The sequence below is a fragment of the Virgibacillus natechei genome (assembly GCF_026013645.1).
In the GTDB taxonomy this organism is placed as follows: domain Bacteria; phylum Bacillota; class Bacilli; order Bacillales; family Amphibacillaceae; genus Virgibacillus_L; species Virgibacillus_L natechei.
Genome location: NZ_CP110224.1, coordinates 3632178 through 3646923 on the forward strand (window position 1 = coordinate 3632178; position 14746 = coordinate 3646923).

At 39.8% G+C, this 14746-nt stretch carries 16 protein-coding genes and 1 pseudogene; 2 read left to right on the forward strand and 15 right to left on the reverse strand.

Annotation, left to right across the window (positions count from 1 at the left end):
• Positions 1–6: 6 nt before the first annotated feature.
• The 5 genes from OLD84_RS18135 to OLD84_RS18155 form a co-directional block, all read right to left on the reverse strand.
• Positions 7–1263 carry a CYP152 family fatty-acid peroxygenase CypC gene (locus OLD84_RS18135; RefSeq protein ID WP_209463409.1) on the reverse strand — a complete coding sequence of 419 codons (1257 nt, stop codon included), beginning with the start codon at positions 1261–1263 and terminating at the stop codon, positions 7–9.
• 319 nt (positions 1264–1582) lie between these two features.
• Positions 1583–2194, reverse strand: coding sequence for an NAD(P)H:quinone oxidoreductase (gene wrbA, locus OLD84_RS18140; protein WP_209463408.1), 612 nt, complete (start codon positions 2192–2194; stop codon positions 1583–1585).
• An 89-nt stretch (positions 2195–2283) separates the two neighbouring features.
• Complete coding sequence (locus OLD84_RS18145) at positions 2284–2724, reverse strand: small multi-drug export protein (RefSeq protein ID WP_209463407.1); 441 nt, start codon at positions 2722–2724, stop codon at positions 2284–2286.
• Between the two features lie 288 nt (positions 2725–3012).
• Positions 3013–3798 (reverse strand): carbon-nitrogen family hydrolase, encoded by a 786-nt coding sequence (locus tag OLD84_RS18150; protein ID WP_209463406.1) that lies wholly within the window; start codon positions 3796–3798, stop codon positions 3013–3015.
• 709 nt (positions 3799–4507) lie between these two features.
• Positions 4508–4708: a DUF3231 family protein gene (locus tag OLD84_RS18155; protein WP_209463405.1), complete on the reverse strand. Its 201-nt coding sequence runs from the start codon at positions 4706–4708 to the stop codon at positions 4508–4510.
• Between the two features lie 120 nt (positions 4709–4828).
• Here OLD84_RS18155 and OLD84_RS18160 point away from each other — a divergent pair, with 120 nt between their 5' ends.
• Positions 4829–5890 (forward strand): NAD(P)/FAD-dependent oxidoreductase, encoded by a 1062-nt coding sequence (locus tag OLD84_RS18160; RefSeq protein WP_209463404.1) that lies wholly within the window; start codon positions 4829–4831, stop codon positions 5888–5890.
• A 331-nt stretch (positions 5891–6221) separates the two neighbouring features.
• On the opposite strand, the gene OLD84_RS18165 is transcribed toward OLD84_RS18160, so the two are convergent.
• Both OLD84_RS18165 and OLD84_RS18170 read right to left on the reverse strand, forming a co-directional pair.
• Positions 6222–6932 (reverse strand): hypothetical protein, encoded by a 711-nt coding sequence (locus tag OLD84_RS18165; protein WP_209463403.1) that lies wholly within the window; start codon positions 6930–6932, stop codon positions 6222–6224.
• Between the two features lie 220 nt (positions 6933–7152).
• Complete coding sequence (locus OLD84_RS18170; RefSeq protein WP_209463402.1) at positions 7153–7566, reverse strand: MarR family winged helix-turn-helix transcriptional regulator; 414 nt, start codon at positions 7564–7566, stop codon at positions 7153–7155.
• 158 nt (positions 7567–7724) lie between these two features.
• On the opposite strand from OLD84_RS18170, the gene OLD84_RS18175 reads away from it, so the two are divergent.
• A complete protein-coding gene (locus OLD84_RS18175; RefSeq protein ID WP_209463401.1) occupies positions 7725–8771 on the forward strand; it encodes an NADH:flavin oxidoreductase/NADH oxidase in 1047 nt (348 codons plus the stop codon).
• 224 nt (positions 8772–8995) lie between these two features.
• Here the strand turns inward: OLD84_RS18175 and plsY are convergent, their stop codons facing one another.
• The 8 genes and pseudogenes from plsY to OLD84_RS18220 all read right to left on the reverse strand — a co-directional run bounded on the left by plsY (position 8996) and on the right by OLD84_RS18220 (position 14491).
• Positions 8996–9619: a glycerol-3-phosphate 1-O-acyltransferase PlsY gene (gene plsY, locus OLD84_RS18180; RefSeq protein WP_209463400.1), complete on the reverse strand. Its 624-nt coding sequence runs from the start codon at positions 9617–9619 to the stop codon at positions 8996–8998.
• Positions 9620–9710: 91 nt separating this feature from the next.
• Positions 9711–10058 (reverse strand): hypothetical protein, encoded by a 348-nt coding sequence (locus OLD84_RS18185; RefSeq protein ID WP_209463399.1) that lies wholly within the window; start codon positions 10056–10058, stop codon positions 9711–9713.
• A gap of 343 nt (positions 10059–10401) precedes the next feature.
• Positions 10402–10923 carry a nucleotidyltransferase family protein gene (locus OLD84_RS18195; protein ID WP_209463417.1) on the reverse strand — a complete coding sequence of 174 codons (522 nt, stop codon included), beginning with the start codon at positions 10921–10923 and terminating at the stop codon, positions 10402–10404.
• A gap of 216 nt (positions 10924–11139) precedes the next feature.
• Positions 11140–11289, reverse strand: a complete 150-nt coding sequence (locus OLD84_RS18200; protein WP_209463398.1) for a hypothetical protein — start codon at positions 11287–11289, stop codon at positions 11140–11142.
• Positions 11290–11388: 99 nt separating this feature from the next.
• Entirely contained in the window at positions 11389–12570 is a 1182-nt protein-coding gene (gene chrA, locus OLD84_RS18205; RefSeq protein WP_209463397.1) for a chromate efflux transporter, read from the reverse strand.
• A gap of 15 nt (positions 12571–12585) precedes the next feature.
• A pseudogene (locus OLD84_RS18210) lies at positions 12586–12686 on the reverse strand (PadR family transcriptional regulator); the annotation flags it as partial.
• Between the two features lie 69 nt (positions 12687–12755).
• A complete protein-coding gene (locus tag OLD84_RS18215) occupies positions 12756–13355 on the reverse strand; it encodes a response regulator transcription factor (protein ID WP_209463396.1) in 600 nt (199 codons plus the stop codon).
• Positions 13352–14491, reverse strand: a complete 1140-nt coding sequence (locus tag OLD84_RS18220) for a sensor histidine kinase (RefSeq protein ID WP_209463395.1) — start codon at positions 14489–14491, stop codon at positions 13352–13354. The genes OLD84_RS18215 and OLD84_RS18220 overlap by 4 nt, the downstream gene beginning before the upstream one ends.
• Positions 14492–14746: the final 255 nt, after the last annotated feature.

Genomic DNA, 14746 nt, shown 5'->3' on the forward strand with positions numbered 1-14746 from the left:
TCTATGCTATTTTCTTCTCACATGTTGTATAACAAACCGACTCCGCGGAATCGACGGCATTCTAACCATGCTATAATTCAAGTCTTGCGGTGGCACGTCATACGTTATGCGCTTCGTTAGAAATTCCAGACTTGTTTTCATAGCTTCAACCGTCACCCATTCACCAGCACAACGGTGTCCGATATCATATTCGCCCCCACCTTGAGGGATAAAATCAAAAGGACTGCCACTCCAATTTCCGAATCGCTCTGGCCTGAATGTATCTGGATTATCCCATAAATCCGGGCTGTGATTTGTTCCATAAATATCAAGAAGAACCAACGTCCCTTGCTTAAACTTGTATCCATTCCACGTAAAATCTTTTCGTACCCTAGCACCAGTAAAGGGGCCAAAAGGGTAAAACCTGCGAATTTCCTGGACAAACATCTGACTGTATTCCCCATCATCTTCTACCAGTTTCTTACCTGTCTCAGGGTATTGATGTAATGCCAAAGCACCAAACGTAATGTACCTTGCAATCGCAACAATTGGACGTATTATATTAATCAGTTCTACTGCGGCTGTTTTCAAATTCAATAAATTACCGTTTAAATCACGATGCCAGCTCATTGCATATAACGCCGTTTCTTCAGGTGCTTGCATTTTGCCTGAACGAACCTGTTCGATAATATATTTGATCCATTTTTCCGTTCGATTTCTTGCTGTTCTCCCTTGCCAGTGTCTCGGACCTACAGCTCCAAACGCGTCGATCATCGCTGCAAGGTCATTCGAACGCAGCTTTAACTCCTTTGCCCACAAAGGCACCCCAGCCCATTGGCATGCTACCCTGCACATGATTTTCTCGCCCTCTTCAAAAAGCTCTACCTTATGCATGTTTTCCCATTTTCGTGTGGCAATTTCCCACTGCTCAACAGTTAGGTTGTGAAGTACCTTCAGCCTCTGTGATGTCATTAGTGACATGAAAAGCTGTTTTCGGTGTTGGTGGGCTGCACCGTCCATTCCTTGCACTCCGCCTACGCCAAACAGGGACTTTTGGATTCTCATTGGTGCTGCTCCCTTTCGCTGAAATAACGCATTATCATAAAGAAGAGCACCCGCTTCTTCACCACTAATACAAATTGCCTTCTGACCAAGCAATCGGGTTTGAAAGATAGTTGATTGAAAGTAACGTAATCTATTTGGAATAAAATTGTAGCCCTCAGTCATTAATTTAATACTGTTATCAAGGCCTTTTTCTTTAGGGATTGTGTTCGTTGTTGCCATCGCTTGAGCAACTCCTTTTATAATTCAGCTTTTCATTAGCTTTCCCATGATACGGTTTTAACAAACAATGAATAAGAGGATTTTTGATCAGCTGGTGGGCAACATTCGGAAAGAGCCTGAGACTATTCAGGTGAAGCAACAACATAAACTTCATCTGAATACATAAAAGCTGACCAGAATTACTTCAGATCAGCTATCATAGGGTAAATTCATTCAGTGGGTAGTTGTGAAGTACAATTATTTTCGATGGGCCGAGCATTTACACGCATTCCAAAGATATACCGTATTAAATCGACCTTCCCTAAACTGCGATAAACTATTAATTTCCAGCTTTCACACGTGCTGCGATATCTAGGACGCGTTTTGCTTGATGCTTAACCGCTTCCTGCACATCCTCTGTCATTTTTCCGTCTTCTCCCTGTGTTACGCTTGTTCCGTATGGATTACCACCAGCAGTAGAAATGGATTCATCCGAGTAACCTGGTGGCACAATGATGGCACCCCAATGCATCATCGATGTGTATAAAGCTAGGATCGTAGCTTCTTGCCCACCATGTGAATTTGCTGCAGACGTCATACCACTTACTACTTTGTTCACTGTTTTACCAGATCCCCACAGACCACCCTGCATATCGATAAATTGCTTCATTTGTGCAGGTAAATTACCAAAACGTGTTGGCATACTAAAGATGATCGCATCAGCCCACTCAAGATCTTCAGAAGTGGCCTCAGGTACAACATCTTTTGTTGCTTCAAAATGTTCTTTCCATCCCGGGTTTGAGGCGATTGCTTCTTCTGGAGCAAGTTCAGGTGCCCTGACCACTTTTACTTCAGCACCATTTTCCTTCGCACTTTCTTCAGCCCATTTTGCCATCTGGTGGTTATTACCTGTTGAGCTATAATAAATTACTGCTAACTTCACATCTGCCATTATTTTAAACTCCTCTATAGTAATTTTTAAAAACACTATAATTAAGTTCCCCTGACAGAACATATTTTATTCTATTTAACTTAGGTCATTTATAGAAATAAATCTAACCCTAAATCAGTTGCAATACCAAAGATAAGGGACCAAACCCCAATACTAATGGTCATCCATACCATAACTTTCATTTTCTGCGTACCTAAAGACATCCCAACAAATGTGGCAATATGTGTTCCAATTAAAATCGGTCCTAGAAGTGCGAGTCCTGGGAGACCATATTTTTCCCAAATCTTTTTACCGCGCACGGATCGCTGGGAGGGTGTTTTTCCTTTTTTCTTTGCTCGTTTAGCGTACCATGCCTTTAATTTATCGAACCCGACAGCGATGGGAATCACCGTGATCAAGTTTCCTATAAAAGCTAAAAGTATAACCCAAAAAGGAGATAAACCACCGATAATACCCAATGGAATAACCAAAGCAATTTCAAACCATGGGATCGCAGCCCCCAGAAACACTAACGCGTATTCGTAAAACATGATACCCCTCCTCCACATTTGCGCATGATAAAAGGTAAGCAACTACTCTTTATACAGAGGTCACTTACCACATATATTTAATATCCATTACTTCAATTTTATATCTTTTTTTCTCATAAGTCACTCAACAAACCTTATAGATTGCTGTTTTATCACAGTTTAATGGGCAGGTCGACTATCGGTACGCCTTGGGACTGCGCGTGAATGCTCGCCCCATCGAAAACATTTGGGATTGCGCGTAATCATCCACCCTTGTGCATTCGAAACACCATGGAATGAAGGTTTACATTAATATAAATGAGGTACTCGATTTGAAAATATAGGTACAGCCTTTCTAATCTCAGAAACAGTATCGAGCGCAAGTGATTCCACTATTGTTTCCTCTTTTGTTTCACTTCCAGTCCTTAAAGGATTACCGGTAGGGTCAATAATCATGGAAGATCCTCCAAAGTCCACCCCGTTGTAACTTCCGATACGATTACTTGAAACAACATACATTTGATTTTCAATCGCACGAGCAACTTGTAATGTCTTCCAATGCTCAATTCTTACTGCCGGCCATTCTGCAACAACATACATAATCTGTGCATCTTGAAGTGCTAAGCTTCTAGCTAATTCTGGAAAACGAAGATCATAACAAATAATTAGTCCCATTTTCACACCATCTAATTCAAAAGTCGTTACCTTCTCTTGTCCGCCAGTCAAATAACGGGGTTCATCTAACATCGGAACGAGATGAATTTTGTCATACTCATTCACTACGACGCCCTGGCGATCCACAACAATGGATGTATTATAAATGCCTTCTCCTTTATAATTCGCAAATGACCCACCAATTATATTAACATGGTAGGTGATGGCCATATCACTTAGAAACGAAGTAGTAGGTTCAGCGTCCACATCGGCAAGCTCCTTTAATTCGGAAAGCGTATACCCTGTCGTCCACATCTCTGGTAGTACGATTACATCAGGTTGCGCTGCTTCCGCTGTTTGCTTTATCCATTGCCTAACATTTTCCCTGTTTTTCTTAGGGTCTCCCGCTACAATATCCATTTGATAAACGGCATGTTTCATATTACGTCCCCCTCCAATTAACAGTTTTTCACTCGGTTACCGAATCAACCGTACACGCAGCTTATACTTTTACAAATAAATGCTTCTTGGTTTATTGTACTCCTTTTAGCCTCTCATGTAATCCATTATTAAGTTATATTCCGAATTTAGCGAGTAAAGAATTAAATTTGCAGAACAAAAGCGCAAGCGCCCGTTTAGCAACGTACAAACTGCGCCCGCGCATCGCGGGTGGTTCAACGTTGCCACGCAAAGTGGCGGTTTTAGTTGAACTTCCACCCCGAAATGAGATTAGATGAACTTGACTTATCTCCAATAATGGAGAAAGTCAAAGTGAATCTTATGCTTGGAAAGCGAAAAGGAAACATGCCCCTTCATAGGGGTATGCCGACGCCTGAGCGCAAGCCCGGTTTTAGTCGGCCTTCCTTAAGCCTAGTGAGTAGATGTTGACTTTCACCACAAGGGTATAAGTGCGACTAAGCCTCTGGCGGAGCCAATCGGCAAGTCTTCTTTATCGTAGTGGAGGAGTGTGAAGTTTGATAGTTGCTGGGCGCTGGAGCTGGACGTGGATATTTCGGTAACTAAGTTATCCACAACATTTAAATTCTATAGTTTCCTATGCCATTAGAAAACTTGGCATTTACCAAGCCGTTCGGTTAATGCCTTATCTGCAAAAAAAAGAGTAGACTATCATTAGCCCACTCTACCTGTTCTATTTGTCTTTAGCGTTATGCTGATGAAGTGGAGGATGTACCAACCAACCTTTATCTTTGTTAAGTTGAAGAAACTTGCCACCAAGTGTTGCACACTGTGTGTGGAATTGCCCGAACATCATAATAATATCTTCCCGAATGGATTCCCCCATCATTACATTGTAAATTTTACCTAACATTTTTTGTGAACATTTGCACATAAGGGAATATAAAAGATTTCACAGCTTTTGGTAGTTTAATCGACAAATATTTGATACTCTTTAATGTGAGGAATAAAGAGAGCGTTTTACATATATTGATTAAGCACTGGGGGTTATTATGTGAAAAGACTAGTCGTTTTAGGCGGAGGATATGGCGGAATTAACGCTATTTTAGGTTTATTGGACCATCAGTTACCTGAAGATGTACATATAACAATAGTTGATCGAAATCCATACCACTCATTAAAAACAGAATTCTTCACGATTGCTGCAGGTACTTCTGCGGAGAAAGATGTCCGTATTGAATTTCCTAAAGATAACCGTGTTCACTATGAGTATGGCGAAATCACAAAAATTGATTCTGAAAATCAACAAATTATACTTACTGCCAAAAAAGATCCAATCCCATACGATTACTTACTAATTGGGTTAGGATGTGAAGATAATTATCACGGAGTAGAAGGGGCAGCAGAATTCACAGAAAGTGTTCAAACATTTGCTAAAGCAAGAAAAACCGGACTAGCAGTTGGAAATTTAAAGGCGTATGGAAAAGTTACTATTGTTGGTGCCGGTCTAAGCGGAATTGAAGTTGCTTCTGAAATAAGAGAGAGTAGACCAGACTTGAACATTAGAATACTCGATCGCGGATCATCTGTGTTGAAAGCGTTTGATACGAAGATTCAGGAGTATGTGGCCGAATGGTTTGTCAAGAATGATGTCGACGTATTGCACCACTCTATTGTGGAATATGTGGAGAAAGAGGGCGTATGTAATAAAGGTGTATGCTATATGGATGACGTTACCATTTGGACAGCAGGTGTACGCCCCAATTATTTAGTTCGGGAGTTACCATTTGAAAAGGATGATCAGGAAAAAATCATTGTAAATGACTTTTACCAAGTTCCTGAACAACCAAATGTGTATGTAGTTGGCGATTGTGTATCCTCCATTCATTCTCCAAGTGCCCAACTCGCGGGTCAACAAGGCGAACAAATTGCTGACGTATTATTGGCTGTATTGAAAGATAAAGAACCTTCGAAGCCGAAAGAAATAAAGCTTAGAGGAACGCTTGGATCTCTAGGAAAATCAGATGGATTTGGCAACATGATGCAAAAATCTGTAACAGGATACCTACCTAGACTCGCCAAATCGGGAGTACTGTGGTTGAATAAACGGCATTAGGAGAAATAGTATTAGATAAGAAGAGCCATGATCTCAAGTGAGATTGTGGCTCTTTTAAAATTTACATAAAATTAACCTGCTCTTAGTACTCCGTTAATCAAAATATTGTACACTGTAATTAGAAATTAACACAGCTTATCCGGAGGTGTACCATGCGATTGCTTGCTAAAGTAAGTGTTTGTCTTGGAGCTGTCCTTTTATATATGTTCTAACTAGAATGATGACAATTGAATGATTCTATAATACCCTTAGGGCTCTTGAATGGTAAACAAGCACCCTCCCCCTAATTTGACAAATTATGGCCAAATCCTAGCGGTGCCTGTCACTGTTCCTATTTATCAAATGGAAATAGTTGTTGTTTTTTTGCCTGTTCTGCGTGATCTGTGATTATTTCATCAAAAATTTCTTGTTTATCTTTATCTTTTGTATTGATACGTAATTGTTCAGCGGATTGAATCAGTTTCACTTCTTGGATTTCTTTATGAACGTCACGCAGTTCTCTATCCTCTGTTTCAATTCCCAATATTGTTGCTTCGTGCTTGACTGATGTTTCAAAAACTTCTTTGCTAATTGTTTCAATATCTTTTCCTTCAGTCGATATACCTAATTCATCCGCTCGTTGATGTACCCTTGCTTCCTGGACTTCTTTAGCCAACTCTTCTGGCTCTTTCCCATCCGTGCCGATACGCATTTCTTCGGCCTTTTCCATAACTTTTCGATGATGTATTTCTTTTGCAAGCTCTTTGAACTCTTTCCCCTCTGTTTCAATCCCCAATTCTGCTGCCGCTTGGTTTATGCTAGCTTCCGACACTTCTTTTCTTAAGGTCTCTGCATCTTTTCCTTCTGCTTCAACACCAAGTTCCTCTGCTTTATACTTTAGAAATGCCTCACTTTTGAAAAAGTCGGCCTTCCCATGAGCCTTCTTATGATCCTTCTCTTCTGACTTCCATACCTCATCATGGGAATCAGCGGAAACCGAATCCTGCCACATAATTCCGAGTGATAGCACCATTGCAACCAGTATTAATAAACCCTTTTTCATCTGTAACCATCCTTCCCGTTGTGAAAATCACTTTAGTTCATAGCATTTCCAATCATGGCTAAGAAATGAATAAAAAATGAAAAAGAGTAGGATTTTATTCAAAAAAAGCGCTCCAAAAAAACTTCTAAATCTGGCCTTGCAATATAGGGCGCTATTCCCTTATTCAAGAATTTGCGTCCGTATCTTGAATAGTCTCATTCTGCTATTAGCTGAAGTCCTTCTAATCAAATAAGTCCTTAATCTTATTAATGTCTTTTTCGCTTAATTGTTTATTCAGCGTGTTATTAAGCAACGACAACATTTCTTCTGCTAGTCGTTCCCCTTCTTCTGAAAGTAAAACATCAACGGAGCGCTTATCCTTCTCATCGGTCGTACGCTCGATCAATGACTCTCCTCGATATTTTTCCATCCTTGATACTAGTCGAGACAATGCGCTATGACTCAGACCGACCTTTGGGAGCAGATCTGATAAACGCATTTTCTTTTCGTCCGTTTGTGCAAGGAAGTATAACAAATAAAATTCATTAATGCCCAATTGAAATTGATGATGTAACGTATAGTCCATGGCTTTCAATAGGCGATCATGATATTTCGTAAGGTTAATCCAGGTTGCAAACAACTCATTATCGTTCATATTTATAACCCTTTCCGATTCAATGTATTGACACAATTATAGCATACCGTTTAATATATGTATGCGCAAGCAAATAAATGAATCAGTGTTAAAGTGTATGCACTATCCTTAATTTTATTTTATATGCATGCACAAGCAAATAGCCAGGAGGTATTACAATGAATAATTTATTCACCCCCTATTCCATCAAAAATTTAGAGTTAAAAAACCGCATCGTCATGTCACCGATGTGCCAGTATTCCGTTGACAAAGAAGATGGCGCTCCAAACGATTGGCATTTCGTACACTATATTTCTAGAGCTGTCGGTGGAACAGGGTTAATTATCATGGAAATGACGAGTGTAACACCCGAGGGTCGAATTACGAATGGTGACCTGGGCCTTTGGTCAGATCACCAAATTCCAGAATATCAACGAATCATCAATGAGATTCACAAACACAGCGCTAAGGTCGGCATTCAAATTGCACATGCGGGACGCAAGGCTGAAGATGCTGCCCAACCTGTTGGTGCTTCCGACATTCCTGTAGAGGTTCTGCCGGAAGAAACGATGAATGGTGAACTTAAATCTCCAAGAGCTTTAACAAAACAAGAAGTTCAAGAAACTGTTCAACAGTTTAAGGAAGCTACGGAACGAGCCGTTAAAGCAGGGTTTGACACGATTGAGTTACACGGTGCTCACGGTTATCTATTGCATCAATTTATGTCACCAAGCAGCAACAACCGCGCCGATGAATATGGAAAAGACTTAGCACTTTTTGGAGAAGAAGTCGTTAGAGCAGTTAAAAGTGTGATGCCTAAAGCGATGCCTCTCATTATGCGGATGTCTGCAATTGAATACGTGGACGATGGCTATGATTTATCGCATTCGATAAAAATGGCTAACCGTTTTAAAGAAGCAGGCGTGGATCTTTTCCATGTATCCAGTGGTGGTGAAGGTCCTCCAGGAAAAAGCAAACCGAAAAATACCCCGGGGTATCAAGTACCTTTCGCACGTGAATTTAAAGAGAAACTAGGTCTTCCGGTCATTGCCGTTGGAAAATTAAGCGATCCTGCCCTTGCAGAAGCAACGATCTCCAATGGAGATGCTGAACTTGTAGCTATTGCACGAGGCATGCTCAATGATCCTTACTGGGGATTACACGCAGAAAAAACATTAACTCGTAAAGTAAATCCTCCTTTTCAATACGCAAGGGGAATACGATAAAAAGGGCTTCCCTAATGTAAGCCTTTTTTATTAAACCAATTTACATAGCCCTCATTAAACGTGCTTTGGTTTATTTTCTTCTACGGAAACATTTAGTTTGATCTTGCTCTTCAATTATCGTGGCCCTATTGCGGCACATATTTATTCGGTTATCGCGCCCGATCGTATTGCTTAACTAATTCCAATTTTTAATATTTTGACGGCATCATTAATGTTGCTAAACATCAAAAAGTAATTTTATTTTCTGTTCCTAAAAGCAGCCTTTGTATATTTTCCATATGTCTAAAAAGAACCATAAGTGCCATTAGACAGGCAAATATATTAAAATATAAGGTATGCCCAAAAACAGGAATAAATGAAATAGCCACAATAAGCATTGTAGCACATATGGTGCCTAAAGAAACATAACGTGTTAAAGCTACTATTATCACAAAAAAGCCAAGGCATAAAAGGGCTATAACCCAGTCAATCATAAACAGCACAGCCACTGCTGTCAGTGCTCCCTTTCCCCCTTTAAACCTAAAATATACCGGCCAGTTATGCCCTATAACCGCTCCTGCTCCTGCCACTAAAAGGCTTACGGAATCCACCGCCCCTCCCGAATAAAAGTAAACGCCAAGTAACAAGCCTATATAACAAGCGATCATCCCTTTTAATATATCTCCCACAAGAACAAATACCGCAGCAGATTTCCCAAGCACCCTTAAAGTATTGGTAAGCCCGGCGCTTTTGCTTCCGTGGCATCTTATGTCCTTACCGCATATTTTCCCTACAATCACTGCTGTATTAAGGCTACCTAAAAGGTAGCCCACAGCTAAGGCTGCAAAAAGCTTTAAAATATCAATCATCACTTTTCTCCCTAGGAGTTATTAATTTTACTTTCATTTACTTCTTCATCCAAATAAAATCTTAGAAACACAGACGATCGAGTTTCATCTTTCATTTCATAACCCCGTGAATGTGTTTTCTATAAATGTAGAGTGACGAGATTGCTCCAACTAATATTGAGATTATAATAGGCAAAAACATATACTGTCTATAAAATTCCGATTCACTTGGTACAAAGAGAAGAAAAAAGACAAGTGAAAACAATAATGAATAGAACATATGTTCTCCGACACGAGATTTAAGCAACAATGTATGATCATCGCCATTTCGTATCTTCTTCATATATATTCCATAAATAATCAATGAACCTAAGCCCACTATTGTCCCGATCACGATGAATAAAATAAAATTCTCGGAGCTATGTGCCAGGAAATCATCCATTCGGTTAAATATAAACATAAAAATCCATCCTTATTATTTTATATCCTTCGTACACTTTCTGTTTATCAAAATGTCACACTTGCTACAAAAGTGGTTGGAGAAACCCATCAAATATTTTTTGGTAACCAAAGGGCAAAATTGAAGTTACCAATAAACCTATTAAAATAGAAGAGGTTACCAAAACTCTACGTTTTCGAGGCGTTATTTCTTCTCTTTTATAGGCGATGTTTAATACTTTGATCATAGAATACACCGTGATAAAAATTATGATAGCTGAAAATATACTAATTAAAATTACGTCCATTTCCGAACCCCTTTCACCCAATCATGTAACTTACCTACAATTAAGCACAGGAAGGGTTTAGCCTAATGCATAAAACACCTTTATTTCAATCCAAGTTGATTTCCAATTCTTTTTTGTAATGCGGGCTTCGTAAATCTGCAGACGTTGCTTATCCTCTTTAAAAAATGAAGTAGGCTTTACCTCTAAATTGACAAGATCACTAATTCCACAAGGGGCTATTAATATCACATTATCTGTTTCATCTAATTTTACTCCTATAGCTGTCGCTGTTTCTGGAAACTTAGAAATAGCATCAACTGAAGAAGAATAAGGAGGAATATTGTTATTAATATGCATTCTGGCTTCATTTTTCACAGACCAGGGAGTGTTAGGCATAAGATTCATAAGCGTTTCTTCAAGTTTCTTTTCCTCTAATTCATTACTATTTATAGGTTCGAAATAAATGACATCAATATCCGCGATCGGTGTTCTTTCACTGAAATTATGTAATGTATCCCATACTTTTGAACGAACAAATCCAGCACATATCCACCAATCAGGTAAATTCAATGATTTTGCTGATCGTAATATATCCATCATCCATTTATCTTCTTTAATAAGTGAAATAATTTTTTCTTTATCGATTACTATAAAAACCACTCCTTATCCTTCTTCAACGAAACTTAACTACTTTAAGTACATTCATTCACATTATCTATATTCATTTTAACACAAATATTCGGAATTACTTGCAAAAATCGATTCTCCAAAAAATAAAAAGCGATGTGAGCTCATGCACCACACCGCTAATCGATCTTATTCATCTTTCTTACTGATATACTCGTTCGGTTCCTGCCCGTCTATGGTATTGCTGTTTTTATATTGACTTTTTCGCCCGTTACGGCGTTCCCCGCTTTGTTCATTTTTCTTAAACATATTGTTGAATTCCTTTCCTTTGTTGACCATATTTATCAGAACCCCTTTATACAAGATTAAGGGTTAGTTTTTGATTTTAAAGGGTTTTTATACATAAAGGAAAAGTGTTATGAGATCACTAAACATGGGCTATATATACGCTATCAACAATCCACCAATCGCACCTGTCACCACAATAATCCACGGCGGGAGCTTCCAGTAAACCAACATACTGAACAAAATTGCTGCCAGTGCAAAATCGATTGCACTATGAATCGAACTGGTCCAAATTGGGTTGTAAAGTGCAGCGATTAAGATACCTACAACGGAAGCATTTACTCCTATCAGAGCACCCTTTATTTTCGGATTGCTACGTAAGGCATCCCAAAATGGCAATGTACCTAATAGGAGAAGGAATGCAGGCAGGAAGATTGCGAATGTCGCAAAAAGACCACCTTGCCAGCCGTTAATGACTGCGCCAATATATGCCGCAAACGTAAATAATGGCCCGGGAACTGCCTGAGCGGCACCGTATCCTGCTAAAAACTCCTGTTCACTTAGCCATCCTGCAGGAACAAATTCCTGTTCTAATAAAGGCAAGACGACATGTCCTCCCCCAAATACAAGCGAACCAGAGCGATAGAAGCTATCAAATAAAGCAACCCATTCGATTGACGTAAGATTTCGTAGTATCGGAAGTAATAAGAGTAATCCAAAAAATAACGTTAAACTAATATAACCTATACGACGTGAAATAGGAAAATGGGAAATGGATTGTTCCTCCTGTTTGGTTTGCTGACGATAAACAAGAAAACCGATAACCCCAGCCAGTAAGATAACACCAATCTGTGTGTACGCTGTTTGCCATAGTAATGTAACGATTAGCGCAAATAATGCAATTGTTTTTCTTTGCAGATCAGGCGTTAACTTTTGGGCCATACCTAAAACTGCATGGGCAACAACGACTACAGCAACTATTTTCAATCCATTAATCCATCCTGCATCTTCTATATTGAACGTATGGAGAAGGGAAGCGAAAATAATAAGTGCAATGACGGATGGCAGTGTAAAGCCTAGAAAGGAAATAATTCCTCCAACTATTCCTCCACGCATAATACCGATACCAATTCCGACCTGACTGCTAGCAGGCCCAGGGAGGAACTGACAGAGCGCAACCAAGTCTGCATAGCCTTTTTCGTCCATCCACTTTCGTCTGCGGATATACTCTTCGTGAAAGTATCCTAAGTGTGCAATAGGTCCACCAAATGAAGTTAGCCCCAGTCTGGTAGAAACGATTAAGATTTCCAACCATGTTTTCAGTTTTTTATTCATGGTTACACCGCCCATCTAATCTTTTATTTCTTTAAATAATTCATAGGCTTTTGCTCGGGCTTGTTCAAGAATTTCTTCCCCTTGATCGTTGCTGTATAATACTTTCTTAAAGTACCATGTTCTATTTTGCTATTCAATAGCTTTTACAAAACTTTACATTGAATCAATATTTTTTCCTTATCCCCTCACTTAAACCAGCCCTTCTCCTTAAACTTCGAGATGGCTTCAATCCGGTTGCTCACATCAAGCTTATCCAAAATTACGGAAACATAATTACGAACAGTTCCATTCGTAATAAAAAGCCGGTTTGCAATTTGTTTTGTCGTTTTGCCGTCAGCAATTAGTTTAATGACCTGCTCCTCCCGCTCTGTAAGTGGACTTCCATTATCAAATGCCATATCAACCAATTCCGGAGCATAAATTTTTCTGCCATCCATAATTGTGCGAATGGAACTTGCCAATTCTTCACTTGGGCTGTCTTTAAGCAGGTAGCCACTTACCCCGGCATTTCTTGCACGTTCAAAATATCCTGTTCGTGCAAAGGTGGTTAGCACAATCACTTTACACGGATCATCCTTCAATTCCTCCGCTGCGTCCAGTCCACTTTTAAGTGGCATTTCAATGTCCATGATACAGATATCAGGCTGTTCTCGCTTTACCACAGCAAGTGCCTCCTCGCCGTTCCTAGCTTTGCCGACAACTTTCATATCTTCTTCCAAATCAAGGATAGACCCAAGCGCGCCAAGTAGCATACGTTGGTCTTCCACAATCACGATGCGGATCAAGACAATTCCTCCTCTTCCATTTGTTGAATAACATGTGGCACATGAATGGTCAGGGTGGTACCCTGTGACGACTCAATCGTTAAGCTCCCGTTCACAAATTCCAATCGTTCTTTTATGCCCTGGAGACCGTTCTCTTGAAAAGCCATTTGCTCCGGGATACCAATTCCATCATCTTTTACTTGGAGAACCAGCTCGGTAGAAGATTGCATGATTGATACTCGGCACGCGGTTGCTTGACTGTGCTTGACAACATTCGTTACAGCTTCTTTCAGACACATACTCAACACATTTTCGGTTAATAGTGGGGTATTGGTAAGCTCCGGACTTCCATCCAAATGAAAGTCAATCTGTGCAGCCTGCAAAATTTGCTGGATACGGATCATTTCATCTTGCAATTTTTTCCCCTTCATATCTGAAACCATTTCACGCACTTCTTTTAACGCGGTTCTTGCCGTCTGGCGGATGTCTTTTAATTCCGATTTGACTGTTTCAGGATTTGCTTCGACTAATTTTCCGGCTAAATCACTTTTCAACCCAATAAGAGAAAGCTTTTGCCCCAATGTATCATGAAGGTCACGTGCAATCCGTTGACGCTCCTCTACAACAACTAATTGCGAAATCTTTTTATTTGCATCTTCTAATTGATCCTCTAATCTTTCACGCTTGTTCCGATTGTATAACGTAAATGGCAACAATATCACACCAACTACCGTGATAATAATAAATGGCAGCTGGGAAAAGAAAAATTCATTCTGTGTGTAAAATGCAGTTCCAACAGCACTGATCGTAGTAACAAGATGAACCACATACAGGGAGATAAACCCACCTTTATGCTGAATATTCCCTATGTAAAAAGCTAGAAATAATGCAAAATAAACATACCCTAAAAATATTGTCATCACAATACTTATCATCATATTTATGCTAACGGATAAATATACGGTCCACGTCCAGTCCTGTGCTAGAAAAGAGACCCTGTATATTGTGAAAAAGGATAAAATCATCACAATACCAAAGATTATTTCCAACATTCCCGACGAACGAAACACAAAATAGAATGGTAATACGCAAAATATTATCCAGGCATAGGCACTGAGCCCAGTGTTTTTCGGGATGATGTGATACCAATTATGCATGACGGGTCTCCTTCCTTTTTCACAAATTATTTCGATAGGACGAGCATTTACGCGCAGTCCCAAATGTTTCCGGTGGGGCGAGCATTTACGCGCAGCCCCAAATGTTTCCGGTGGGACGAGCATTTACGCGCAGTCCCAGGACGTCCGCATTTAGTCGACCTGCCCATTAAACTACTGTAAATTCCGAGCGTCTATACAAGTATACTTAGAAATCTGGCATTCGCCAAGTCATTATCGTGAATGCCTTTGGTGCAC

What these genes read in the sequence shown, in the direction of transcription:
- OLD84_RS18145 (WP_209463407.1), bottom strand. Translation starts at nt 2,724, where the DNA reads ATGTTTTACGAATACGCGTTAGTGTTTCTGGGGGCTGCGATCCCATGG.
- OLD84_RS18150 (WP_209463406.1), bottom strand. Translation starts at nt 3,798, where the DNA reads ATGAAACATGCCGTTTATCAAATGGATATTGTAGCGGGAGACCCTAAG.
- plsY (WP_209463400.1), bottom strand. Translation starts at nt 9,619, where the DNA reads ATGATTGATATTTTAAAGCTTTTTGCAGCCTTAGCTGTGGGCTACCTT.
- OLD84_RS18135 (WP_209463409.1), bottom strand. Translation starts at nt 1,263, where the DNA reads ATGGCAACAACGAACACAATCCCTAAAGAAAAAGGCCTTGATAACAGT.
- OLD84_RS18165 (WP_209463403.1), bottom strand. Translation starts at nt 6,932, where the DNA reads ATGAAAAAGGGTTTATTAATACTGGTTGCAATGGTGCTATCACTCGGA.
- OLD84_RS18175 (WP_209463401.1), top strand. Translation starts at nt 7,725, where the DNA reads ATGAATAATTTATTCACCCCCTATTCCATCAAAAATTTAGAGTTAAAA.
- OLD84_RS18185 (WP_209463399.1), bottom strand. Translation starts at nt 10,058, where the DNA reads ATGTTTATATTTAACCGAATGGATGATTTCCTGGCACATAGCTCCGAG.
- OLD84_RS18220 (WP_209463395.1), bottom strand. Translation starts at nt 14,491, where the DNA reads ATGCATAATTGGTATCACATCATCCCGAAAAACACTGGGCTCAGTGCC.
- wrbA (WP_209463408.1), bottom strand. Translation starts at nt 2,194, where the DNA reads ATGGCAGATGTGAAGTTAGCAGTAATTTATTATAGCTCAACAGGTAAT.
- OLD84_RS18200 (WP_209463398.1), bottom strand. Translation starts at nt 11,289, where the DNA reads ATGGTCAACAAAGGAAAGGAATTCAACAATATGTTTAAGAAAAATGAA.
- OLD84_RS18195 (WP_209463417.1), bottom strand. Translation starts at nt 10,923, where the DNA reads ATGATGGATATATTACGATCAGCAAAATCATTGAATTTACCTGATTGG.
- OLD84_RS18155 (WP_209463405.1), bottom strand. Translation starts at nt 4,708, where the DNA reads ATGTGCAAATGTTCACAAAAAATGTTAGGTAAAATTTACAATGTAATG.
- chrA (WP_209463397.1), bottom strand. Translation starts at nt 12,570, where the DNA reads ATGAATAAAAAACTGAAAACATGGTTGGAAATCTTAATCGTTTCTACC.
- OLD84_RS18170 (WP_209463402.1), bottom strand. Translation starts at nt 7,566, where the DNA reads ATGAACGATAATGAGTTGTTTGCAACCTGGATTAACCTTACGAAATAT.